24 protein-coding genes are annotated in these 23,270 nt (G+C 43.7%); 8 read left to right on the forward strand and 16 right to left on the reverse strand.

Going from position 1 to position 23,270, the window contains the following annotated elements; all coding sequences use genetic code 11:
- Positions 1–406 precede the first annotated feature (406 nt).
- The 3 genes from ACXACS_RS06465 to ACXACS_RS06475 all read left to right on the forward strand — a co-directional run bounded on the left by ACXACS_RS06465 (position 407) and on the right by ACXACS_RS06475 (position 3,454).
- On the forward strand, positions 407–2,671 hold the full coding sequence (locus ACXACS_RS06465) for a TonB-dependent receptor (RefSeq protein ID WP_474805266.1): 2,265 nt from the start codon (positions 407–409) through the stop codon (positions 2,669–2,671).
- 126 nt (positions 2,672–2,797) lie between these two features.
- On the forward strand, positions 2,798–3,073 hold the full coding sequence (locus tag ACXACS_RS06470) for a hypothetical protein (RefSeq protein WP_474805267.1): 276 nt from the start codon (positions 2,798–2,800) through the stop codon (positions 3,071–3,073).
- Positions 3,074–3,121: 48 nt separating this feature from the next.
- Positions 3,122–3,454 carry a hypothetical protein gene (locus ACXACS_RS06475; RefSeq protein WP_474805268.1) on the forward strand — a complete coding sequence of 111 codons (333 nt, stop codon included), beginning with the start codon at positions 3,122–3,124 and terminating at the stop codon, positions 3,452–3,454.
- Between the two features lie 7 nt (positions 3,455–3,461).
- Here the strand turns inward: ACXACS_RS06475 and ACXACS_RS06480 are convergent, their stop codons facing one another.
- From ACXACS_RS06480 to ACXACS_RS06525, 10 genes are all read right to left on the reverse strand, one after another.
- Positions 3,462–4,082 (reverse strand): response regulator transcription factor, encoded by a 621-nt coding sequence (locus tag ACXACS_RS06480; protein ID WP_474805269.1) that lies wholly within the window; start codon positions 4,080–4,082, stop codon positions 3,462–3,464.
- Positions 4,079–5,323, reverse strand: a complete 1,245-nt coding sequence (locus ACXACS_RS06485; RefSeq protein ID WP_474805270.1) for a sensor histidine kinase — start codon at positions 5,321–5,323, stop codon at positions 4,079–4,081. Before ACXACS_RS06485 ends, ACXACS_RS06480 begins: the two co-directional genes overlap by 4 nt.
- Positions 5,324–5,339: 16 nt before the next feature.
- Complete coding sequence (locus ACXACS_RS06490; RefSeq protein WP_474805271.1) at positions 5,340–5,669, reverse strand: DMT family transporter; 330 nt, start codon at positions 5,667–5,669, stop codon at positions 5,340–5,342.
- Positions 5,670–5,696: 27 nt separating this feature from the next.
- Positions 5,697–6,293 carry a DUF7010 family protein gene (locus tag ACXACS_RS06495; RefSeq protein ID WP_474805272.1) on the reverse strand — a complete coding sequence of 199 codons (597 nt, stop codon included), beginning with the start codon at positions 6,291–6,293 and terminating at the stop codon, positions 5,697–5,699.
- A 124-nt stretch (positions 6,294–6,417) separates the two neighbouring features.
- Positions 6,418–7,836, reverse strand: a complete 1,419-nt coding sequence (locus ACXACS_RS06500; RefSeq protein ID WP_474805273.1) for an MFS transporter — start codon at positions 7,834–7,836, stop codon at positions 6,418–6,420.
- On the reverse strand, positions 7,820–8,395 hold the full coding sequence (locus tag ACXACS_RS06505) for a BON domain-containing protein (protein ID WP_474809221.1): 576 nt from the start codon (positions 8,393–8,395) through the stop codon (positions 7,820–7,822). Before ACXACS_RS06505 ends, ACXACS_RS06500 begins: the two co-directional genes overlap by 17 nt.
- Before the next feature lie 23 nt (positions 8,396–8,418).
- On the reverse strand, positions 8,419–9,015 hold the full coding sequence (locus ACXACS_RS06510) for a phosphoheptose isomerase (protein ID WP_118492632.1): 597 nt from the start codon (positions 9,013–9,015) through the stop codon (positions 8,419–8,421).
- A gap of 181 nt (positions 9,016–9,196) precedes the next feature.
- A complete protein-coding gene (locus tag ACXACS_RS06515) occupies positions 9,197–10,285 on the reverse strand; it encodes a glycosyltransferase family 4 protein (protein ID WP_474805274.1) in 1,089 nt (362 codons plus the stop codon).
- A 180-nt stretch (positions 10,286–10,465) separates the two neighbouring features.
- Positions 10,466–10,807 (reverse strand): YraN family protein, encoded by a 342-nt coding sequence (locus ACXACS_RS06520; RefSeq protein ID WP_269916749.1) that lies wholly within the window; start codon positions 10,805–10,807, stop codon positions 10,466–10,468.
- A 3-nt stretch (positions 10,808–10,810) separates the two neighbouring features.
- Positions 10,811–12,826 carry a penicillin-binding protein activator gene (locus ACXACS_RS06525; protein ID WP_474805275.1) on the reverse strand — a complete coding sequence of 672 codons (2,016 nt, stop codon included), beginning with the start codon at positions 12,824–12,826 and terminating at the stop codon, positions 10,811–10,813.
- 141 nt (positions 12,827–12,967) lie between these two features.
- Here ACXACS_RS06525 and rsmI point away from each other — a divergent pair, with 141 nt between their 5' ends.
- Both rsmI and ACXACS_RS06535 read left to right on the forward strand, forming a co-directional pair.
- Positions 12,968–13,804 carry a 16S rRNA (cytidine(1402)-2'-O)-methyltransferase gene (gene rsmI / locus ACXACS_RS06530; protein ID WP_474805276.1) on the forward strand — a complete coding sequence of 279 codons (837 nt, stop codon included), beginning with the start codon at positions 12,968–12,970 and terminating at the stop codon, positions 13,802–13,804.
- 103 nt (positions 13,805–13,907) lie between these two features.
- On the forward strand, positions 13,908–14,171 hold the full coding sequence (locus tag ACXACS_RS06535; RefSeq protein ID WP_474805277.1) for a hypothetical protein: 264 nt from the start codon (positions 13,908–13,910) through the stop codon (positions 14,169–14,171).
- Between the two features lie 77 nt (positions 14,172–14,248).
- Here the strand turns inward: ACXACS_RS06535 and ACXACS_RS06540 are convergent, their stop codons facing one another.
- From ACXACS_RS06540 to ACXACS_RS06560, 5 genes are all read right to left on the reverse strand, one after another.
- Positions 14,249–15,604, reverse strand: coding sequence for a CsgG/HfaB family protein (locus ACXACS_RS06540; protein WP_474805278.1), 1,356 nt, complete (start codon positions 15,602–15,604; stop codon positions 14,249–14,251).
- A 251-nt stretch (positions 15,605–15,855) separates the two neighbouring features.
- Positions 15,856–16,986 (reverse strand): carboxynorspermidine decarboxylase, encoded by a 1,131-nt coding sequence (gene nspC, locus ACXACS_RS06545; protein ID WP_474805279.1) that lies wholly within the window; start codon positions 16,984–16,986, stop codon positions 15,856–15,858.
- 171 nt (positions 16,987–17,157) lie between these two features.
- Positions 17,158–18,360, reverse strand: a complete 1,203-nt coding sequence (locus tag ACXACS_RS06550; RefSeq protein ID WP_269916754.1) for a saccharopine dehydrogenase family protein — start codon at positions 18,358–18,360, stop codon at positions 17,158–17,160.
- A gap of 227 nt (positions 18,361–18,587) precedes the next feature.
- Positions 18,588–18,998, reverse strand: coding sequence for a hypothetical protein (locus tag ACXACS_RS06555; RefSeq protein WP_474805280.1), 411 nt, complete (start codon positions 18,996–18,998; stop codon positions 18,588–18,590).
- A gap of 184 nt (positions 18,999–19,182) precedes the next feature.
- The gene (locus ACXACS_RS06560; protein WP_474805281.1) at positions 19,183–20,220 is read right to left on the reverse strand and encodes an AraC family transcriptional regulator ligand-binding domain-containing protein; all 1,038 of its coding nucleotides are present in this window, start codon (positions 20,218–20,220) and stop codon (positions 19,183–19,185) included.
- Between the two features lie 99 nt (positions 20,221–20,319).
- Between ACXACS_RS06560 and ACXACS_RS06565 the strand changes: the two genes are divergently transcribed.
- Positions 20,320–20,748 carry an SRPBCC family protein gene (locus ACXACS_RS06565; RefSeq protein WP_474805282.1) on the forward strand — a complete coding sequence of 143 codons (429 nt, stop codon included), beginning with the start codon at positions 20,320–20,322 and terminating at the stop codon, positions 20,746–20,748.
- Positions 20,735–21,547 carry a sterol desaturase family protein gene (locus ACXACS_RS06570; RefSeq protein WP_474805283.1) on the forward strand — a complete coding sequence of 271 codons (813 nt, stop codon included), beginning with the start codon at positions 20,735–20,737 and terminating at the stop codon, positions 21,545–21,547. Before ACXACS_RS06565 ends, ACXACS_RS06570 begins: the two co-directional genes overlap by 14 nt.
- A gap of 5 nt (positions 21,548–21,552) precedes the next feature.
- Here the strand turns inward: ACXACS_RS06570 and ACXACS_RS06575 are convergent, their stop codons facing one another.
- Entirely contained in the window at positions 21,553–22,473 is a 921-nt protein-coding gene (locus ACXACS_RS06575) for a 1-aminocyclopropane-1-carboxylate deaminase/D-cysteine desulfhydrase (protein WP_474805284.1), read from the reverse strand.
- Positions 22,474–22,581: 108 nt separating this feature from the next.
- Here ACXACS_RS06575 and ACXACS_RS06580 point away from each other — a divergent pair, with 108 nt between their 5' ends.
- Positions 22,582–23,238 (forward strand): chalcone isomerase family protein, encoded by a 657-nt coding sequence (locus ACXACS_RS06580; RefSeq protein ID WP_474805285.1) that lies wholly within the window; start codon positions 22,582–22,584, stop codon positions 23,236–23,238.
- The last annotated feature ends 32 nt before the right edge of the window (positions 23,239–23,270 follow it).

Raw genomic sequence — 23,270 nt, forward strand, 5'->3', positions numbered from 1 at the left:
TGATATTTATTCTCTTTTTTGGCTTTTAAAGAAATCGGAGTCTTGGTGTTTAACTTAACCAATTAGTCTAATTTTGAAGTCTTATTTTAGTAAAAGTGTAATATTTTACTTTGCAAGGTCGCAATCTAACGGTAACATATCGTTCCAGTCTTCAAGCCTAAATTCTTCTACTGAGTTTTAGAGGACTGGAAAAGTATTCACTACTTTTAAAGCAGAGTTTTATTGAAAGTAAGTTTGTAATGTTTTATTGCGACTTACTTTTTTATTGCCTGTAATCCAGTATTAGCACAAGGTTATGTGTGCCTCTTAGTTCAATGAGTTTAGTCTTTCAAGGTTCCAAAGAAGAACTTGAAGCAGCTTATAACAACAAATTTATACCTAACACTCACGCAAAAGGGGTTACACCATGAAATCCAATACTGACGTGTCTAAGACACTCGCCAGTAAGCTTTCACCTGTCGCACTAGCAGTAGCGATGATCGTTCCAGCTCTTTCAAACATTGCTGTTGCTCAAGAAGCTGAAGCAACTGAAGAACAACAGTTTGAAGCCATTACCGTTACCGCGACAAAACGCCCTCAAGTTATTTATGAAGTACCAATTGCTATCAGTGCTTTTGACGGCGATAAGCTAGCTTCTCAAGGTATTACTGACCTGACGGACGTTGGTAAGTTTGTACCAAATCTAAACGTTACTGGTTTTTCTGCCGGTCATACGTCTTCTGTAAACCCATTTATTCGTGGTATTGGTCTTCAAGATCACCTAATTACTACAGACCCGGGTGTAAGTGTTTATGTTGATGGTGTTTACCTAGGCCGCCAAGTTGGTCAAAACTGGAGCCTTAACAACATTGAGCGTATTGAGGTACTTCGTGGTCCTCAAGGCACCCTGTACGGTCGTAACTCTATTGGTGGTGCAATAAACATCATCACTAAAGAGCCAGACCAAGGCGATGTAACTAAAATCAATACTGAGTTTGGTACACGTGGTCGCGTAAAAGCAGACCTTTTTGTTAACCACGCTTTATCAGAAACTGTTGCGTTCAATATGAATTTGGCTTTCAACAAGCGCGACGGGCTTGGCGAATTTATCAACGTGCCAAATGCTGAATACGACGTAGGTGAAACTGAAGATATTTCAGGTCGTGTTTCACTTAAGTGGGAGCCTTCAAATGACTTCCGTATGGTATTAACTGCAGACGCTAACAATGGCGACGGCGGCCTTCGCCCATACACTGTGCTTATTGATGAAGTGGGCTCAGCACGTTACTTTGGTGGTGGTAATGGCCTTGGTATAGAGCTGCGTAATAGCGATGTGACGCCTGAAGGCGCTGATATCTACGATAACGCAACAGGTACTGAAGCAGTAACTGGCGTATCGAACGAAGCGCGCGGCATTTCATTGACTACCGAATGGGACATCAACGACGACTACACAGCTAAAGTGGTAGCAAGCCAACGTACATCAAAGTACAAGGCTGGCCTTGACGATGACGGCACGGTTTTCTCTCTAGACCAGTTCCCTGAGCGCGGTGAAGCAGATCAAACGTCAATTGAGCTTCAGCTTAATGGCTATATCAACGAATACACGGACTTCGTAGCCGGTCTTTACTACTTCAACGAAGAAGGTAGCAACCGCCAAGGTGATGACTCTAGTTTTGACGGCGGGGCTAACCTCCTAGAACTAGATCAAGAAACCACCTCTAAAGCCGTATATGTAAATGTACGTCATGATTTGACTGACGAGCTAAGCGTATCTGGTGGCCTTCGCTACACCAAAGATGAAAAAGACGCGTCTGCGAACGTATTCTCAGCACTTGGAACTATCTACGATTCAAACGATTGGGATGAAGTAACTTGGGAGCTTGCTACAAACTATACGTTTGAAAATGGCATGACAGGTTATGCGACTATTCAATCTGGTTATCAGTCTGGTCAGTTCCCAGCGCGCCCTTACTGCCTAATAGGCCAGTTCTTTGGTGCTGGTGGATTCGATGATATCGAAGGTGCACAAGCAGCAGTTCGTGCAAACAACTGTTTCACAGCTTCAGACAATATTACCGCTACTAACTACGAAGTGGGTATTAAAGGTCGTGTGAATGACTACTTCGATATCAGTGTTGCCGTATTTAACACTGAGTTTGAAGATCTTCCTTACCAAGTAAGTCGAGTTAGCGAAGGTGGTTTCGATACAGCAAACCTTGTTGTTGAACAAACTTCTCGTGGTGTTGAAGCTGATGCTACGTTTTCTTACGGCAACTTCAGCATGATGACCAGCATTGGTTACATGGATGTTGATGTTGAAGAGCAAGACGGTTTCAACCCTGTTGCACCGCTTACGCCTGATCTAACGTTAGCAATTGGCCCGCAATATACCTTCGAGCTTGATGGTGGCGATTCAATTCGCGTGCGTGCTGATTACTCATACCGCGCTGAAATGTATGGCGAGCCGACGTCTGCACCTGAGCGTATGACCGAGCTAGATAGCCGTGAGCTAGTAAACTTTGACATTGCTTACACGCCAGCGAATGATGCTTACACCGTAGCCCTTTATGGTCGCAACATTTTCGATGAGCGTTACGACAACGCACGCTTGAATACAGGTGACTATATCCTGCAAATTTTAAGCAACGATGCGAGCGAGTTTGGTGTTAGGTTCTCAACTGAATTCTAATATCAACAACGAGTTATAATAATAAAGCCAGTCTTGTGACTGGCTTTTTTTTGCTTATTTTTTCTTGTTTTATCTGCATTATTAGCATAGTTTTAGAATTGTATTAAAAGTAATCGACCAATAACAATGAAGCTAAAATCAATTTCTCGTTTAATCACCATGTTTGCGACAAGTCTGCTTTTTAGCTGCACATACACTGTATATCTACCGGATGATGAAGCAGGTAATGCCACTCGCAACGAAAGAGCAGCATTAGCCAACCCTGAGTTTGGTAACCAGTGCCGCTATGGTAGTAACGGCGAGTACGGCACATGCCCCACGTCGAACGGTGAAATGGTTGGTACGTCTTGTTCTTGTCCGACTCCTTCAGGGCAAATTATGGGAACGGTGTCGAAATATTAGAAATGCTTTAGCTGCACGTTAAGCCTTTCAATCATACGGAGATGGAGCGTGGGTTTTTTTACCAGTTTCAAAAAATCGCGGTTAGAAAGAAAGTTTAAGAAAAACGAATGGGTAATCATTCAGCCTATTCCGTTCTCTCAATTCGAACAACTTATCGTAGAGCATGTTGACGCAGGTTGGGAAATTGAGGATGACTATGAACGACTTGCTGAAACCACAGCTAAATGGCAGTGTGAATTACGCAAAGGTACCAGCATTTTAACCTGCGTATGGACTGCAAAGCATCAAGGAATACTCTACGGTCCTGAGCGCGTGCTTACCGGTTTGTCAGAAAAATTAACTATACCCACGTCTACGACAATTTCTACGACGTGGTTTTAAGCTTCTATTAAAGCCAGCCTTTTTGTTTCGCGATGCGTGCTGCGTCGACACGGTTCGTTGCATCAAGCTTTGATATCGCTTCGGAAAGATAGTTTCTTACTGTACCTTCTGATAAAAACAACGATTGCGCGATGTCTTGGGTTTTGAGTCCGTCAGAAGCAAGCTTAAGTGCCGCCATTTCTTTCTGCGAAAGCGGATTGTTGTCGTCGAGGGCCATGATAGCCAGCTCTGTCGAAATCACTTTTTCCCCCGCAGATACTCTATGTATGGCATCTATCAGGTAGTCGCTGTCAGACTCTTTTAAAATAAAACCTTTAACCCCTAAGCTTAATGCACGTTTAATATATCCCGGTTTCGAAAATGTCGTCATTAAAACTACCTTGGTACTAAGGCATTTTTCTGTCACGTGGGCGGCCAAATCTAGGCCTGAGACCAGCGGCATTTCAATATCGCTTAGGATAATGTCTGGCGCAGGGTGATCGCTTAAATACTTAATCGCTTCTTGCCCATTACTGCATTTAGCTGCGATGGTTAGGTCGTCCTCTAGTGACAGAAGCATGGCTATGGCATCTCGAATTAGCGATTGGTCTTCAACAATTAAAATGGTTGTTTTCGCTTTTAAATTCATAGTGCCACCTTTTCAGACGATGGGTTTTCTATAATAAGCTGCACGTTTACAGAAGGGTGGGGGTGAAACGAAATGCTCACATCTGCATTTATAGATGCTGCACGTTCTCTAATACCCATTAATCCGTTTCCTTCTTTAATTGACCCGCTGTCCTCAACTACACCGTCATCTTGATAGGTCATGACCAAAGTTTGCGGATTATCGTTAAGGTCAAAATTAATAGATACCGTCTTTCCCTTTGAATAGCGCAAGGTATTGGTGGTTAATTCCTTTACTATAAGCGCAAGCTGGCTTTCTTGCTTTGAAGTCAGCTTCATCAAAGCGCTGTCATCAATAGTGGTTGAAACGTTAAAGCCGTTTTCTTCTAGCAGTGCTTTATCTTTCGCTATTTCATCGCCAAGGGAAAGTTGTTTAATGTCTGATACTGCCTGACGAATGTCGCTTAATAATGCTTGAGATAGTTGCGCCAACGCCTTTACTTCCCTATGCGCGTCAGCAATTTTATCCTTACTAATAAGCTTATCAGCCAGTTGAGCTTTCAACGAAATTGAGCTTAATGCGTGACCTGCAACATCGTGTAAGTCTCTGCCAATGCGTTCTCTTTCAGCTATCGCGGATAATACGTGCAAGGCTTCAGCTTGCTGGCTTTCTTTTAGGCCATGAAGGGTTTCCTTACGCTCCATAACGCCAAAACCAAACAATACCAAACTGTTAATTATTGAAGCACCTAAGAGGAAGTGTGCATTTTCAAACATAGTAATATTTAGCGTGAAGAGCACGATCATCATTATGCTTATGCTTGCTAACCCCGTTTTGAACGAGTTGTAATAGCCAATAATGAATGCAATGAAACCTATAATCGTCGCGCCACCTGGATTTTGAAAACAACAGGCGACAGAAAGCAAAAACATAGACAATAAATAGGAAGGAATAGCTTTGACAGGCTGGCTTATCGCTTTGATGTACAGAACAATAAAGCTTAGGTATCCCAAGCTTTGAATTACCCATACCTCGATGGGAAGAGGATGGGAAATTATGAGGGGCACAAAAAAGAACAGCGAAAAAAACAAGCTGGCATGAGACCAGCGCTTTTTTCTACCACTTCCCAATAATGGCATGACCGGCGCCATATCGCTTTTGCCTACATTATTTATTGAGCCACCCACTGTCGCAGTGCCTTCATTTAAATGAGCTGTAGGCACTGCGTCGTTGTTATTTTGCATGCTGTTATGGCTGCGCATTGTGAGTACTTCGTCCTTACTGAAATACAACGGCTGACTTGCTAGTAATTAGCAAGGTACCAGAGATAATTAACATAATACCTAGCACGGCATAAATGTCGAAAGTTTGTTTCCAAAATATCACCGAAGCAGCAGTGATTAGCGCGATACCCATCCCTGACCATATCGCATAGGCAACGCCAATTCCCATGTTTTTTAGGACCATGGCAAACAACATTCCTGACACCGTATAAAAAAATATAGCGCCGTAGCCAAAGGCCCATTTCTCCCAACCGTTCGACATTTTAAGCAGCATGGTAGCCGTAACCTCAGTGATAATTGCAACCGCTAAAAGTAAGTAAGTCATCGTATGTTCCTTCTTGTTAAAGTGAAATTAGTTAGATTTGATTGTTTGAAAACGGCGTTCAAGAGTGATGAGCGACACAATGTAAACCGCGACAATTACCGCCGAAATTGCTTCTACTCGTGCTTCGGGAAACAGGTACCAAGCTACAACAATCCCGAAGGTTCTTGCGATAGTGTGAAAATAGCCAACCCAATGCTCTATAGCCCACGATAAAGGCATCCACATTAGTCCAGCAAGAATGCCGATACTCAACGGCACGGTTGTGTGGTCGATGGCTGCAACCGGAAGGGCGATGGCAAAGACCAGTAGGCTCATAAACATACCAACAAAGAAAAGGCGGTCGAAGCTGTTCTTTACTGCGCTTTTCGCAAAGAATCTTTCACCGGTAAGGTAAGACAAGCCTGCGCCTAGATAGAAAATTGCCCCTGTGCCGATATAAATCATCCAGGTTATGGTGAGCTCAGATACAAAGGGAGCACTAATACCAAGCAACGCCCAAACAAGGGTGCCTGCAAGCGGCATTGCAATGAATCTATTGTTTTTGAAGTCTTCACGCTGTTCTTCCAATGAAAGAGGGAAACTCTGAACATTGGTTCCAGGAGTGTGATTTAGGAGGTGTTCCATTTGCTTTACCTAGTGTTGTAATGTCGATAGGTAAAGTATGCAAAAGTGTCTTAGATAGCGTTAGTCACAAACGTCACCAATCGCATGTGACATTTGTCACAAGATTTACAAGCATGGGCTTGGGCTAGCTTTGTCGCGCTTTTTTCGCCTTGCGCTTGTTTAAGACAGAGTCACCATCTTCTTTCGAAAGCATTAAGCTGTCGTAAATACTCACTAGCGCCACCGCTCCCATAAACATCATAGATAGGGTGAAGGTTTGTAGATTTGGCGTGTCGGGGCTTTGTCCAAGAATGAAAGCTGCAGCAGCGATTGCAAGCGCTGATAAGGTAATACCAAGGCCACGATTCATTTGCATTAGAATAGCGCCTAGCGTATTCGCATCTCGCATTTTATTAGGCGGTACGTCGGCAAAAGCAATAGTATTTATTAACGTTAAGTGCATTGAACGAGTGACACCGTTAGCAAACAAGATAGCGGCAATGGTAAACGACGACGTAGTGTGATTTATCATCGCTAGTGCGACAAACCCAAGAGCGATGAGCACGCCGTTCACTACAAGTACACGTTTGAAACCAAACGTATTCATGATCCACGTTGTAGCGGGCTTTATTGCTAAGTTTCCTGCAAAAAGCCACAGCAAAAGGGAACCAGCCTCTACAGGCGAGTAACCTAGACCTAGCTGTAGCATAAGCGGCACAAGAAAAGGCGCACTTCCAAGTGCCACTCGCACAACAGAGCCTCCGTAGACTGAAAGTCTGAAGGTTTTATGCTGCATGGCATCGAATGAAAATAGGGGATTTTTGGCTTTTTTAACATGTTGTATTGCGAGAATCATGAGTGTTAAGCCAACGGCAATGACGCCAAGAGACTGAAGAAGTTTGTCGCTGGTACTGGCAAGAAACTCGATACCAGCCATAAAAAGCGCAAAGCCTACGCCGGTAAGCAAAAAGCCTTTAATATCAAACTTGCCTACATCACCTTTGGTGTTTCGCAATAGGTAAAGAGAGGCGAGGATCGCGATAATACCCAGCGGAATATTCATATAAAAAATCCACTGCCAGCTAAAATGTGTGGCTATGTAGCCGCCAAGTACTGGGCCTAATAGCGGCGCACTCAAGGCGGGCCATGTAATAATCGCTACGGTTTTTACTAGTTTTTCTTTTGGCAAATCCCGCAATACTACCAATCTACCAACCGGCACCATCATAGAACCACCTAAACCTTGAAGAATACGGGATAAGGTAAATTCAAATAAACTGGTACTTAAGCCACAAAGAACCGAAGCAAAAGTAAAAACCGCAATCGCCGCTATAAATATTGTGCGAGCCCCAAATTTGTCAGCAGCGTAACCACTTAAAGGGATAAAGAGCGTAACGGCTACCAAATAAGCCGACACGCCGATAGAAAGGTGAGCTGCTGGCACGTTAAAGTCAGCAGCAATAACAGGGAGCGCCGTGGTAATTACCGTGGCGTCTAGAATTTCCATAAAGAGTGCCCCTGCTACCAAAAGGGCAGTGGCAAGCTCTTTATTGAACAATTTCAAAGGCTCTAACGACGCGAGCTACACCCGTAATATTACGAGCAATATCGACCGCTGCTGTAGCTTCAAGGTTGGTTAATCGACCCATTAAAAATACCTCTGAGTCTTGCACAACCACTTTAATCTGAAGCGCCGGTACGCGCTCATCAGCGACTATCTTAGTGCGTACTTTTGACGCGAGCCACAGGTCGTTGGCTTGTGTGCCAGCACCTATGGGTTCACCAATGCGTATTTGGTTGTGAATTTTTTTAATGTAGCTGACTTCCTGAGCACGGCTAACTGCCTCGTCTATAAGCCCTTGATTAGGGGCTTGACCGGTAAGTAAGGCAACACCGTTATAAACATCAACCTGAAGGTTAGTCTGCTCTTTAAGCGCGTCACTTTTCGACCATTGGTAAGACACCGCCGCATCGGCATTTTGATCGTCAAGTTGTGTACCTACCGTACGTCTATCGTTAGCCACTTTTGCTGCCATGGCGCCGGCAGCACCGACTGCCACTACGCAACCTTGTAATGTTAAAATTAGGGCTAATACAGTGCCAAGCAGGCTTAAGTTTTTTATTTGTCTACTCATAGTTAGTTTGATCAGTCGTCGCCATGATCAGCAGGGAATAAGCTGTCGTCAATGCATTCACATAGGTTGTGAATAACTAGAAGGTGCACTTCTTGAATACGTGCGGTACGGTTAGAAGGAACGCGAATTTCTACGTCATGCTCACTCAAAAAACCAGCCATTTCGCCGCCGTCTTTGCCGGTAAGGGCCACAATAGTCATATCGCGAGACAATGCCGCTTCCATTGCTGCGATAACATTACGAGAATTACCGCTAGTGGAGATAGCCAAAAGAATATCTCCCGGCTGGCCTAACGCACGTACTTGCTTGGCAAATATTTCGTCGTAGCTGTAGTCATTAGCGATAGACGTGATGGTCGACGTGTCTGTGCTTAACGCAATAGCAGGCAGGCTAGGGCGGTCACGTTCGTAGCGGTTTAACATTTCTGATGAAAAGTGCTGGGCATCGCCAGCAGAACCGCCATTACCACAGCTCAGTACTTTATTGCCTCTTATCAAGGCTTCAACCATCATGTACGCCGCTTTTTCAATATATTCTGGCAATATTTCCGATGCTGCAATTTTTGTCTGAATGCTCTCGGTAAAGTTCGCTTTTATTTGTTCAATCATCTGTTATCTCTTTTTTTCAACTGCCTACTGATCATTATTTAGTGGTTGCAGCACTAAGTTACAACGCATGGCTAAACATAATGATCAGTATCTGAGAAATATTTGCTTATGTTTTGCATTATCAAAATCAAATATCAAATACCACGTGACATTGGCCTTTACTGCAATGCCAAGGCGTTATTTATTGAAGCGAGCGAAAAAACTCTACTAAGTTCTTTGCTTCATCTTCAACCTTAAAGTTTTTTACAACGTGTTCGCGACCTGCTTTGCCCATTTCTGCAAGTTTATCCATATCTGAAAGTAGCAGGTCCATTTTTTCAGTTACAGATTGCTGGTCTCTGGTAGGAACGATGTATCCGTCAATGCCTGGTCTAACGATATCTTCCCAAGCTCCCGCCTGTGTCGCTAGTACAGCCGCGCCAGCACTCATGGCTTCCGGCACGGTTAAACCAAAGCCTTCATTGTAACTAAGAGCACTCACAAGTGACAGTGCACTGAATATTTTAGGAATCTGTTCAAACGGCAACTCACCGGTGAAAATAATGCGATCAGTTAAACCTGCTTCACACACCTTTTCTTTAAGTTCGTTTACAAACCCTTGGTTGCTTGGCGAAATGGCACCCACCACTACCGCATTCACATTAGGGTATTTAGGTAATATTTTGATGCAGGCCTCCACAAAAAGGTGAACCCCTTTTTGCTCTCTTACTCTACCTAAAATTCCTATTCCGTATTTTCCTCCGTAACCTAATGACTGCCAAGCTTCCTGCTTGTTTTCTGCTGGTGTGTAATTATCAATTTGCACACCGTGAAGATTAATCTTGGCAGGAGGTTTGTTTAAGTACTTTGCAGAACGGTTACTCATCGCAATAATAGCGTCCATTCTGTTGCTTAACCATACGGTGGAAGCGGAACGCTCCCGTTGAGCCGCTGAGCTAAATACAAGCTTTATCTTTGCGCGAAAAATGTATTTCAGCAGCACTCCCTGAATCATTTCGTCAACGCGGCGTGCGTGAAAAATACGCCACTTACCATTGCTAAGCGGGCGTCGGCACATTTTAACGACTTCCCAGAATGTTATCGTCATCGACGGATCTGAAACAAAGTGTTTACCCATGATCCGCAAATTGATCATGTGCTTTTGTATCGATGTTACTTGCAACATAGTAGACGTTACACCAGAAAAGTTGGCACTAGAGTTACCGACTATTAATTCTATTTCTTGGTTATCAAGGTTACAGGGCGACATCTTGTTGTTGGGGTGACTCATTATTTGTAGGAACCTAAGCACTATTTGCCAAATAGAAGAAAGCTTGTAAAACTAAGATAAAACAAATGGAATAGCGCTTACTTAAAGACCTTGCCATTTATTCTTGAACACGTTCACATCCAACACTTATATTCTTCCGTTTAAGCGAACATAAACCGTCAAGCTATATGCTGTGAGCATCTATCCAACGTTCTTCAGCCACTGAAGGTTGCTTCCGTCTATGGCAATAACGTCTATCCGTAAGGGCGTAGATGCTGGATTCAGGTTATTATCTAACAAATAGAAACCAAACGCAGCATGAATTCGGTTTAGCTTTTTAGCCGTTACAAATTCTATTGCACTGCCAAAATGATTCCGTTTCCTATATTTGACTTCAATACACACAATAGTATTGCCGTCTTGCATTACAATATCTAACTCACCACGTCGCGTACGGTAGTTTCTACACAGAAGCCTAAGACCTTGTTCCTCAAGATATTGACAGGCTTTGTCTTCTGCTGCATTCCCTTGCAGTTTTGACATATTTTACTCCGACAGCATCTGTACTTTTTCGTTACGGATCATAGCTTGAGGCTGCCGGCGAATTACTTCGCCTTTCTCATTAAGCGAAAGGGTTCCGGTCAAGCCTTCATGTGAAAGGTATTTAAGCGTGTTTAGCATGCCTAGCTGAGGAAGCAGCTGGTAAGCATCGAAGCCAAACGCAAACAAACGTTTTTGCATGGTATTCTGATTTTGCCAAGCTTGCTCCACCTCTTGCTGAAGAGGTTGCCAATTGTGTGAAGGCATCAACCATGGCATATCGATAAAATGCACATTTTGTAAATCACGCCATTGGTTTTTTCCGCTGTCGTAATCCATCGAACGAGATGTGGCATACACAGGAACTTGCTTACCGTCGTAAGGGTTTAAGCTTGCTTCAATTATTGGGTTAAGTAGCTCTGTGTCTTGCGGAGACGCAAATGCGACAATAGCATCAATATCACGCCTGCTGCGAGGCATGTTATATACCTCATCGTTGGTCATATACTCAATTTGATTAATGCGATCATTGCTTTGGGCAACATCGAGTGCTTGAGTGATTCCCTCGCGAAGCGAGTTACTGTCGTTAAAAGAAACCGATGTTATGTTAGTGCGACGCTTATTCTCTTTATTGTTAAGCGCTCTCCAATGCGTCTTAAACGTGGTGTCCATTCGCTGATATAAACTGCTTTGAGCCGCAATAACGATAGGGGCACGGTAGCCTTTATTGAAGATATATTCAGCAAGCTGCTTGGCTTCATCTTCTGGGGCAAGACCGAAATAGTTCAACGAAGTGGCTAGACCTAATGCATCCAACTCCCCTTGGGGTTCGGTGGCTTTCAAAACGTTGGCAGGCATAGTTGAATCATTATTTAGCGCAGGACTGGGCGATGTCGTTAGCGTATTGCTGGTCGACGTATCATTTGCTACTACTTTGTCTATCAGTTCTTCTGGCCGATTCAATGCTAGTACGTTCACACCTGTCGGTAAATTAGGAATTAAACTTTCTACGGTATCTTTTAACAGCGGGCCAACAATGAATTTAGTGTCGCCAATTTCATTTAGTAGGTGCTGCGTATCAACGCCATTAGTGTCAATAAAACGAAGTCGCGGCAGTAAGTGCTCATCTTGACGTTTTTCAACATCGGTATAATAGGCCGACATTATACCATTTTTTACTACTTGCCCCGTGCGCGCTAAGCGGCCGGAAAGTGGAAGTAGTACTGCAATATCATTGGCGCCAGCGTCAGTAAGCTGTGTTGCTTTAAGCACATTGTTAGGCAAAGTCGTTTCTAAAATGTGCCCGCGATAAACTTGTTGAAACTTTTGAAGTTCTCTTGCTAATGTTGCGGGCGATGAAGCATTCGCTTCAGTCAACTCGCGAAGCGTGATGAAAGGTGATAGAGCGGGATACGCTTTTCCTACTTTTGAAAGCGTTTCTGTCGGTATGGAAGTGAGCCACTGCCATACCTGCTGTACTTTATCTTCGTCTGGCAAGTTGGTTTGTAGCACACTATTGGCTGCTGCTGCAAAATTACCTTGCTGTGAGTACAGCTGAGTTTGAAGTTTTGCTTTTTGGAATGCAGTTTCCCCTGTGCCCATTACACCATCGAGCATTGCCAGCAATTCGTCTGCTGACGCATCAGGCATCCCCGCATAGGCTTTGGTAACTAAAAGAGAATAGTACGAGTAGTTACGTTCTGACACACCATCTTCTTTAACTTCATACAACACCTGCTGCGCTAATACAGGTTGCTGGTTTTGAAGGTATAAATCAGCGGCTTGCAGTAATAAGCTATTACGCTGTTCTTTATCTCGGGTACGTTCCCATACCTTCTTAGCTTCTAGGAGTTTGTGCGAAGGTGTGACGTTCTCTTCAACCTGGGTGGTTTCAATTGGAGTCGGTTCCACTACCACAGGTTTCGACTGAGTTTTTGGAGTACTCCCACAACCCGATAGTACCAATACCATAGCAATGGCTGATAGCGTAAAAATTTTTCCAGATTGTCCGATATGACGCACAGTTTCATTCCTTTTACATCGTTATAGGTCAAGTTTATCTTAACCAGTGTGAAAATCTACGCTTGCCAGCATAATCTGGACTAATGGCGTGATACACTTATCGCATAACCTTTCAATTTAACGTAAGACTTAACCACTGTTATGACAGACACCGCCACTCTTTATATTGTTCCTACGCCTATTGGCAACTTAGATGACATCAGTGCTAGAGCAATTCGCGTATTAAGTGAAGTTAACTGGATTGCTGCCGAGGACACCCGTCATAGCGCGCGACTTCTACAGCACTTTAGTATTGGAACTAAGACCCTTTCACTTCACGAGCATAATGAAGATAAGCGTACAGCTATGCTTTGTGAACGTTTGAAAGGTGGTGAATCTGTTGCTTTGATAAGTGATGCGGGCACGCCACTTATCAGCGACCCTGGTTTTGTTTTAGTGCGTAAATGCCGTGAGCAAGGCATTCCAGTTAGTGCTTTGCCCGGACCATGCGCCGCAATTACTGCATTAAGCGCGTCAGGACTGCCTACAGATAAATTTACATTTGAAGGCTTTTTGCCAGTTAAAACCCAAGCGCGTGAAGGTGTATTATCAGCGCTATTAGATAGAACTTTCACCACGGTTTACTATGAAGCGCCTCGTCGAATTCTAGATACGGTTACCGACATTCAGCGTGTATTAGGCGAACGCCACATTGTTGTGGCTAAAGAGTTGACTAAAACCTTTGAAACCTATGTAAGTGGTAACGCACAAGATGTGATTGATTATCTTAATGCCGATGCTGCACACCAAAAAGGTGAGTTCGTTGTGATGATTGGTCCCGCTAAGGTAAGTGACCAAGCAATACCCAGTGAAGCAATGTCACTCCTAAATACCTTGTGCGAGCACATGCCGTTGAAAAAAGCAGCGGCTGTGGTAGCAAGTCATTATGACTTGAAAAAGAATGCGCTGTATCAAGCAGGGCTAGATGCAAAAGCGTAATTTGCTCTAAGAAAGATTGATCTTAAGCGTCATAGGCGAAATACAAAGTAGTACATTGTATGACAGTCCAAGATGAATGGGCTGGTTACTAAAGGAGGCGCAGATGACAAAGACTCTTAAAATCACCATGTCTGATGGCAAATGGCTGGTAGATATATTCTCTCAAACGAATGACTCTGGCGTTTACGATTTAATTCATCCAAATGATGTGACAGAAGTCTCATTGAACGAAGGTGAGATGTACGGCTTTCGCTACAGTTTGCAGGGGAAGCCTGGCACAACCTTTAAAATAGAATTAGGTAATGATGTCCTTGCTGAAGGAGAGATTGACAAATCTGAAGCTGCTTCGGGTAGTGGTGTGGTATAGCTATAACGTGTTACTACTATCAAAAGTATTGAGAGCCGAAGCCGCAATTTGCGGCTTCGGGTTCAATGTTCTAATAGCTAAATACCCTCTGGGAACAAGCTTTCTTTTGTTACTACCTGTATGCTTTCAATAACTTGACGCACTTCGTCGTCGAGTTTTTCATTTCGAAGCGCTAATGTCCGGTTTCGCTCAAACAGCTCGGTGTGGCTTTCCAACCTTCTTCCCATTTTTCTCCATGCTTGCACCCTAGCTTCATATGGCCATGCTTCAAGTTCAATACGGTGAGAATCTAACTGAGTTAGAAGCATGGTCGCGGCTGCCGCCATAGACATTCCGCCTGGCCAGTTAGGATTGTTATTTTCGGGGTCGAAGGAGACGAACGCAGTCATTAACGGGCCATAGTTTTTCAGCCAGTCATAGTACCTATTAAAGGCTTTTTCATCGTATTCATCGACGTCAAAATTGTAAGACCTGCGGTCTGAAACGGTGACCCTAGAAGGCGTGTTGTCGACATAGACGGCAGTGGTTGTTGTTGAGGTAGTTATCGCTGGCGCATCGGTAGCATCTGGCATGGCATCATCAGCGCCCCCCACTGTTAACCTTCCTCCTTTTCCTAGCCCCCCTTCAACTTCTTGTGCTTTGTAAGAGCGAAGTGCGACCACCATCTGGTTAAAAGAATCGGCAAAAGCAGTGACCAGCATTTTACCTTCAGGTGTTTTTGAGAAGCCGCCAGCGCCACCTGCTGCTGCGCCAGCAAACATGCCGCCAAACAAGCTAAAGTCGTGATTCGCAGCACTACCTGTTGCAGCAGAAACCTGGACACCGGAGCGGTTATCTATAAGCAGTAACGAGGTAGCCGCTTCATTCTTGCTAAAACCTCCGCCAACGATAGAGCCTAATGTGCCAAACAGTGCACCGGCTATGGCTTTACCACCCTGGGTTTTTTCGGCAAAAAGTACAGATGGGCTGAGCGTGTAATCAGCTGCTACCATTTGGCCGCCCCCAATATTTGAACCAGAGCGAAGTTGCCCAGATTGCATTAGCTGACGCTCGGTGTTCATTGCATTCATAGCGCGGCCACGCTCAACAATGACAAAACAGTTAGACTGTTGAATCATTAACCTGATAACAGGAATGGTACTGCCGAGTTTTGGGTAAGTTCTGCGGTACTCTGACCACCAGGGCAAACTTGTATCTTCAAAAACACTTAATGTACCGAGTGTTTCGTCACAATTTTCTAATTGCGCATTATTGTTTGAAGCCGTAGCGCCGCCGGCGCCACCACTTACTGCGCCTGAACTTCCACCTCCCATAGAAGGAGTTGTCGACATACAGGCCGTGGTTAAAAGTAGCGCACTAAGCGCAGATACGATAGGTTTGGCAAATGTGTGTACTTGAGTTGCACAGTTTGAGCCTAGATTATTCCTTCTCACGATCAATTCCTCTGATAAAGATAAGATATAACCGAGACAGGCAATTTTTGATGGTTTGATACAACACCTGAATTCGGTGTTGAACAAAAGACGACGGAGATTAAGGACTCACCTTAAAAGGACTGGTAGGTCGAAATTCCCTTTTGACTACTCAACAATCTCAAAATAGCACTAGAGCAGATTGGGAACAAGCTAATTGATCAAATATTGATCAATTAGCTTTTGGTATACTTTTTAGTGAAGGGTTAAGACTAAGACAAACGGCCTTTAAAGTCTTCGTAACTGAACTCACGAACTAGTTCGAAGTCGCCATTAGTTCGTAAAATACCAATAGCAGGGTGCTCTACACCGTTAAAGAATGTGGTTTTTACCATGGTGTAATGCATCATATCTTCGAACTGTAAACGATCGCCAGCTTTTAACGGTGCGTCAAATGAATAGACATCAATAACATCGCCAGCAAGACATGAATTTCCGCCTAGCTTTACGTTACACGCTTTTTCATCTGGCATACCTGCACCTAAAATGGCAGGGCGGTAAGGCATTTCCAAAACGTCCGGCATGTGAGCGGTTGCCGAGATATCTAGAATGGCAATATCACCATCGTTTTCTACCATATCAACCACTTCGCAAATTAGAGGACCTGTTTGCCACGCAACCGCAGAGCCTGGCTCTAAGATAACGTCTAAGTGCGGGTAACGCGCTTTAAAGTCTTTTAGTGTTTTAATAAGGTGCTCAACATCATAACCGTCTCGGGTCATAAGATGACCGCCGCCTAGGTTCAACCATTTCAATTGACCAAGCCATTTACCAAAGCGTTTTTCGATGGCCTCAAGGGTACGTGCAGTAGCAAAAGAATCACACTCACAAAGGTTGTGGCAGTGAAAACCCTCTATACCTGTCAGAGCTACGCCTTCTAGTTCACTGGCGCGTATGCCCAAGCGCGAACCTGGCGCTGCTGGATCGTACAGTGGTGTATCAGCCTCTTGATGCTCAGGGTTTATGCGAAGGCCTAATGAAACGTTCGATAACGTTTCTTTATGCGCATTCCACTGAGACAAACTATTGAAAGACAGATGGTTAACAAGGCTCGCTAGTTCCTTAGCGTCATTAATTTTATACGCTGGAGAATAAGCGTGAACTTCTTTACCCATCTCTGCAGCAAGTTTCGCTTCCCATACCGAGCTTGCTGTTGCACCGTGTAAATACTGCTTAATAATGTCGAAGCAAGACCACATCGAAAAGCCTTTCAGCGCGAGAATAATGCGGGCGCCAGATTCATCTTGAACCCGTTTCATTAGCTCAAGGTTTTTAATTAATTTTGCTTCTTCCAGCACGTAGCAAGGAGAGGGGATATCAGTGCGTTGAGTTAAATCGGTCAATGGGGTAAAGCTCCAAAAATAAAACTGCTTTCAATATTTATCTAACGCCCAATGTATTACATTACAGGTCATAGCTCAAAACTACGCGGAATAATACGCTCGCGTAATTTGGCCTAGTTTAAACTGTGGCGTTAATAAAAAAGGCGCTTGAATTAAGCGCCCGGGTATCTACTATTTGGTGAAAGGGCTGCTTTCACATTCAAGAACGTGCCATGGTAGGCCGTGCTCGTTAAGCATATCCATGAATGGGTCCGGGTCGAATTGTTCCATGTTCCAAACGCCCGACTCTTTCCATGTACCGTTAAGCATAAGCGCCGCACCAATCATTGCCGGAACACCTGTAGTATAAGATACCGCTTGTGCGCCCACTTCTTCATTACATTTTGCATGGTCACAGTTATTGTAGATAAAGATGGTCTTTTCTTTGCCGTCTTTAATACCTGTGATGTAAGTGCCAATGCACGTCATACCGCTATAGCCTTCAGCAAGTGAGCCTGGGTTAGGCAGTACTGCTTTCAAGAACTCCAAAGGCACAATCTTCTGACCTTGGAATTCTACTGGCTCAATGCTAGTCATACCAATGCCTTCAAGTACGCGCAGGTGGTTAAGATAAGCATCGCCGAAGGTCATCCAGAAGCGTGCGCGCTTCAAAGTAGGGAAGTGCTTAACAATAGACTCTAGTTCTTCGTGGAACATCAGATAAGACGCACGAACTCCAATGTTTTGGTAATCTAGGTCTTCACGTACGCTTAGCGGATCCGTTTCTTTCCACTCACCGTTTTCCCAAAAACGACCGCGCTGAGTAATTTCGCGAATATTGATTTCTGGGTTGAAATTAGTTGCGAAAGCCTGACCGTGATCGCCGCCATTACAGTCTACGATATCAAGGTAGTGGATTTCGTCAAAATAGTGCTTTGCTGCGTACGCCGTATAAACGTTCGTTACACCTGGATCGAAGCCACTGCCAAGAAGGGCCATAATGCCCGCGTCTTTAAATTTGTCTTGGTAAGCCCACTGCCATGAGTATTCGAATTTTGCTTCGTCTTTAGGCTCATAGTTGGCAGTGTCTAAGTAATCTGTGTTAGTCGCAAGACACGCATCCATAATAGGAAGGTCTTGGTATGGCAACGCTAGGTTGATTACTAGGTCTGGTTTTACTTCGTTGATAAGTGCTTCAACTTCTTTTGCATTGTCGGCATCAACAGCGAAAACGCCCTTAACGCGATCTGCACCTACTTCTTGCTGTAGCGCTTCACACTTAGATACCGTGCGGCTTGCTAAGTAAATTTCGTCGAAATGTTGCGGTAAACGTGCACATTTTTTCACAGTTACCGACGCAACTCCGCCAGCACCAATAATTAAAACGCGAGACATAATAACTAATCCCTAATTTTGCTAATGAATTTTGGGCTGAATGCTAGCAGACCAATGGGATTTGGCAAGCAAAGACAGCCTATGAAAGGACAAAAAATTTTAATCGTAACAACGAATGTAAAAGGTAGTGCACGCACTAGCGATACTACCTTAAAAGACTATTGTAATAACCGATCCGGGTTTGTACTAGGTAATTTGAAAAACAATGCTTTCACTACCGTATTGCACTAACGGGTTACCGTATCTATAGGCGGAGAAATGACTACTTTGTCATCTACTTTGTAGTAAGGATAAAGTATGAGTCGTTCTTCGTGATTTGGTGTGGCAGTTGCAATGGCAATCGCATCAAGGGTCTTACTGTCTTGAGTGTTAACTGCCGCAGCATATACTAAGACACTGTAACTGTTTGTATCTGTTGTGGTATCGATTATTCGCCACTGAAGCTGTTCAATAAGCTGTGACTCGCGCTTTTTAGTTCCAGACTCGTCGGCAAATATACAGCCGATGCGACCATTTTCATAAATAGCAGCAAAAGGATAAAACACATCACACACGGGTAACATAAGCCCACATAGATTTAGTGACTTTGACACGAGTGCATTTAACTGCGTTGGCAATGTAACTGGACGGTCGATCATAGCGTATCTCCTGTGAGTTAGCGTTGCTGTACACCTGATAATACCTACGCGTTCTCAGTCACATTAGTTTAATAATCAAAATTTTGATAGTAAAAAATTGCCTGTTCAGACAAAAAGATTATAAGTCACATCACCTTTCTCAAACCGCAATTACGCGTGCGGCAAGGTTAATAACGAAATACGCTTACTCTTCTGATATTAGCTGTTTTTGATACTTAAGCGGTGTGGTGGAAAACCACTTTTTAAACGCGTGGGTAAATGATGATTGCTCTTGAAACCCCAATAAATCTGCGGTGTCGGCAATAGAGTATTGTTTAAGAAGGTCGTCTAAACGAGATTTGCGCTCACTATCAAGAATTTGATGAAAGCTGGTGTTACTTTGCTTCAACTTCCGCTGCAGTGTGCGTGGGCTTATGAATAACGCTTCAGCCATACGCTTTTGATTACAGCCCTTTAGCGTAGGGTTAGCGTTTAAAAGCGAAGCGACTTCGTAGGCGATATCTTCGTGTGGATTAGGGCCAAAATGGCGTTTGTTGGTTTTAGCAAGCCGTTCACCTTTGCATTCGCTCATCTCTTTTTCTGTCACTTCTATAAGCGCGCTGAACATAGCCTTATTTTCACTGGTAAACGGAACATGCAGTAAGTGTAGGGGAAAAATAATGGCGTTAGTGTGGGCGCAATCAATCACCTCGCAGTTAAACCACTGCGCTAACGTATTTTTTTCCAATGTACTTAAGGGGAAAGTAAAGGTAATAGCGTTTAATTGGCAGGCTGAACCCAATATTTTATAAACGGTTGCTACCCAAGCAGTGGTATTGCGCAACACCATTTGTTTGCAATCTGAGCTTTTAGGCACCCATTCAACCCGGGCATTGTTAGACTCAAAAAGTACGTTTGTTGTGCCGATGTCCGCGACTAGCGCATCAAACCGAGTAAGCGCCCCTATGGCTTGAGCTAAATTCTCGCAACTTTCAACGAGGTATCCCAACACCCCATAATCTTTTGCCTGAATATGTTTGCCTAACTCAAACCCAAATAATGCATTGTTGGTGAGCGATGCACCTTGGTTTAACAGCTCGACGTAGGCTGCCATGGAAACACGGGATGAACCTGGAAGTGAGCTATGCTTTTGCGTGAGTCGCGACAGTTCTCTTGTATCAACCTCTAAGCTAGCTAAATAGCTTTCTATACTTTGAATATAGGCAAAAGAAACTGATGGCATATACATGTCGCAAAATAACAAAAAACATGACGTATTAACGCAAGATCAAATATGAATGTCAATTTATGCTATTGGCCATGAGAAGAGGACATATCGTAAATGGTTGACGTTCACTACCAAAGAATTATTCATGCAACGCCACAAGTGCTTCGCGATACGCTGCTTGATCACCCGAATTTAAGCGATTTCTTTAACGCTTCGTTTAAGGTATTAAGGGCAGCAAATAATAGTGAAGTCAGTGGCGGAGTGGGCTGCGTGAGAGAAGTGAGTATTCTAGGCGTTAGCTTTAAAGAAGAGATTGTGAAAGCAGACACAGATGGTATTGAATATCGTGTTGTTGACGACTTTCCAGTAAAAGATCATCGGGGAGTTATCAGGTTTTCCGCACAGGGTAGCCTAACCAAAGTTTCTTATCGCATTAGCTGTTGCGCGCCTTGGTATATACCCAACTGGCTACTGACACGCCTTTTACAAAACGACGTAGAGCAATGTTTGAATAAGTTAGGAGCACGTTTTGATCCCTGTTGAACTTATTTTACTTGGCTTAAGCCCGGTTTTCTTACTGTGTGTTTTTGTGGAGTTCAAAAAGGCACGGCAGTTTTATAACGTAAAAGACAGTGTGAACAATGCATTACTTGCATTACTTCATCAGGGCTCTGATGCTTTGGTATTACTACTACTAATGCCTTTGTTTCTTTGGCTGCACCAGTTTTCTCTATTTAACATAGAGCTTACGGCAGTATCGCTTGTTACAGGTTTTATCCTGCAAGACTTTTTGTACTACTGGTTTCATCGGGCTTCACACAACATACACTGGTTTTGGCTGGCCCATGTGGTGCATCACAGCTCAACAAAAATGAATTTCACGACAGCGTTTAGACAAAGTATTTTGTACCCATTCGTGGGCATGTGGCTGTTCTGGGTGCCAATGATACTCATCGGTTTTTCACCAAGTTTGGTCTTCGCCATTGTCGCAATAAATCTTGCTTATCAGTTTTTTGTACATACGCAAACGATTGGTCATTTAGGCTGGGCAGAGCATATCTTCAACACGCCTACTCATCACCGCATTCACCACGCAACCAATAAGCCTTATATTGATAAGAATTATGGTGGCGTACTTATTATATGGGATAAGTTATTCGGCACTTTTGCTGAAGAAGACAAAACAATCAGTATAAAGTACGGCATCGTCGGAAAGATGCCTAATGATAACCCCTTAAGCGCAAACTTCAGTCAATTAGGCGTGCTGCGTGAACAGCTTCAGCAGGCAAAAGGAATAAAAGCAAAGTTGAAAAGGTTGTTTGGCTATCCTGTTGCAGATTGATGAAATCATCTAGCTCCTTGCAAACCTCCTGTATGCAATACAACAATGCGTGAACCGTCCTCAAACTTGCCTTTAGCCAGCATATCTTTAACGGCCCAGAAGGCTTTGCCCGAGTATACGGGCTCTATCTCAAAATCCATAGTGTTATTGAAATCGCTGCAAAAGGTTTGAAGTTCACTTGGCGCTTTCGCGTAGCCACCAAAATGGTAGTTATGCTCAATATGCCAATTTGTCGAGTTAGTTATTGGAAGAAATTGCTCAACCAACCCCTCTAGGTAGCCTTCACCTTTTAGTGCGCCTATGCCAATGGCTTTGCTGCGAGAACGAAAGTCAGTAGCCATTGAACTATTACGTTTATTTAATGCATTTACAATTCCCGCCATTGTGGCGCCGCTTGCGACAGGGGCAACGATAAAATCGAAGTCTACCTCGATTTCATCGACCATATCTTTTATCCCCTGAAGCGCCAGGGCCTGGCTTCCACCTTCAGGAATGATAATCGCATTGGGGAACTCCAGCTTTAGTTCATCTAAATAAGTACTATCGTTACGCCTTTTGTAGGTAATTCTATTTACATATTCAATGCGAGTCTGCCACTGCATCAAATCCTTAATCATTGGCGATGGTGCAGCACTGTAGTCGCCGCGAATAATGGCGGTAAGGGGAATTCCAAGTTTGTAACAAGCAAACCCCAACGCATGAAGGTGGTTAGAAAAGCCGCCTCCGAAACTGATGACGGCGTTTGGCAAAGGACTCGTTAGCGCATGGCTTAGCTTTCGCCATTTATTTCCTGACATCACAGGGTGAATAGCATCGTCACGCTTAACATAAAGCGATACCTTATTTGCACCCTCCCAGTTCGGTTTAAAAGGGATAAGAGGCGAAGGAAGAGCGAGTGACGTTTTAAATTCATCAAGGGAAAGCACGATGAGAGCCTAGAGACAGTTGATCAATTGGACATAGACAAGAGTATAACCAGATAGAAATTCAATAAAAGACCTGTAATTTTTATTACGCTTTATAAGAGCATTTTTATGGTTACTAATAAAAACGGTATTTTACGAAAAGCTGTGATTTATACCCCATCATGGTTTCTTCATTACGTAAAAAACGCTAGCGCTTTTTTTATGTCTTACGTTAATAAAATAGGCGCGGTATTCACCTTTGCTATGTTTGTTTCCATATCACTGAGCGGACTAACCATGCCAAACAACGCCCATGCACAAGAGCCAAATTTGAAGAACATTTCTGAGCATGTCCCTAATGCGAAACTGGTGGGGGAGGGCATGTTTTCTTACTACTTTTGGGACGTATATACCGGTGAGCTTTTTGCTTCTGAAGGCAAGTACGCAAAGCAGCCTCCTTTCGCCCTTCGTTTGACCTACCAACGAGATCTTGAAGGGAAAAAGATTGCCGAGCGCTCTATTGATGAAATGAAAAAACAGGGAGATATCGCTGCCGATGATGCAGAAAAATGGCTGTCGCTAATGGAGCGTATCTTTCCTGACGTTAGCGAGGGCGATGTAATTACAGGGATTGCAACGAAAGAAGGCACAAGCGTGTTTTACGTAAATGGCGAAAAAGCGGATGAGATAAGTGACAAAACGTTTACGCAGCGTTTTTTTGATATCTGGTTAAGTGATGAAACATCGGAACCTAAGTTTAGAAGAAAGCTACTCGGAAAAGATTAGTTTAGTGATTTTATAGATATAAAGCCCAAGCA

This window comes from Alteromonas sp. AWM4_230, from assembly GCF_056158305.1.

What these genes read in the sequence shown, in the direction of transcription:
- ACXACS_RS06465 (WP_474805266.1), top strand. Translation starts at nt 407, where the DNA reads ATGAAATCCAATACTGACGTGTCTAAGACACTCGCCAGTAAGCTTTCA.
- ACXACS_RS06470 (WP_474805267.1), top strand. Translation starts at nt 2,798, where the DNA reads ATGAAGCTAAAATCAATTTCTCGTTTAATCACCATGTTTGCGACAAGT.
- ACXACS_RS06480 (WP_474805269.1), bottom strand. Translation starts at nt 4,082, where the DNA reads ATGAATTTAAAAGCGAAAACAACCATTTTAATTGTTGAAGACCAATCG.
- ACXACS_RS06485 (WP_474805270.1), bottom strand. Translation starts at nt 5,323, where the DNA reads ATGCGCAGCCATAACAGCATGCAAAATAACAACGACGCAGTGCCTACA.
- ACXACS_RS06490 (WP_474805271.1), bottom strand. Translation starts at nt 5,669, where the DNA reads ATGACTTACTTACTTTTAGCGGTTGCAATTATCACTGAGGTTACGGCT.
- ACXACS_RS06495 (WP_474805272.1), bottom strand. Translation starts at nt 6,293, where the DNA reads ATGGAACACCTCCTAAATCACACTCCTGGAACCAATGTTCAGAGTTTC.
- ACXACS_RS06510 (WP_118492632.1), bottom strand. Translation starts at nt 9,015, where the DNA reads ATGATTGAACAAATAAAAGCGAACTTTACCGAGAGCATTCAGACAAAA.
- ACXACS_RS06515 (WP_474805274.1), bottom strand. Translation starts at nt 10,285, where the DNA reads ATGAGTCACCCCAACAACAAGATGTCGCCCTGTAACCTTGATAACCAA.
- ACXACS_RS06520 (WP_269916749.1), bottom strand. Translation starts at nt 10,807, where the DNA reads ATGTCAAAACTGCAAGGGAATGCAGCAGAAGACAAAGCCTGTCAATAT.
- rsmI (WP_474805276.1), top strand. Translation starts at nt 12,968, where the DNA reads ATGACAGACACCGCCACTCTTTATATTGTTCCTACGCCTATTGGCAAC.
- ACXACS_RS06535 (WP_474805277.1), top strand. Translation starts at nt 13,908, where the DNA reads ATGACAAAGACTCTTAAAATCACCATGTCTGATGGCAAATGGCTGGTA.
- ACXACS_RS06550 (WP_269916754.1), bottom strand. Translation starts at nt 18,360, where the DNA reads ATGTCTCGCGTTTTAATTATTGGTGCTGGCGGAGTTGCGTCGGTAACT.
- ACXACS_RS06555 (WP_474805280.1), bottom strand. Translation starts at nt 18,998, where the DNA reads ATGATCGACCGTCCAGTTACATTGCCAACGCAGTTAAATGCACTCGTG.
- ACXACS_RS06560 (WP_474805281.1), bottom strand. Translation starts at nt 20,220, where the DNA reads ATGCCATCAGTTTCTTTTGCCTATATTCAAAGTATAGAAAGCTATTTA.
- ACXACS_RS06565 (WP_474805282.1), top strand. Translation starts at nt 20,320, where the DNA reads ATGGTTGACGTTCACTACCAAAGAATTATTCATGCAACGCCACAAGTG.
- ACXACS_RS06580 (WP_474805285.1), top strand. Translation starts at nt 22,582, where the DNA reads ATGGTTACTAATAAAAACGGTATTTTACGAAAAGCTGTGATTTATACC.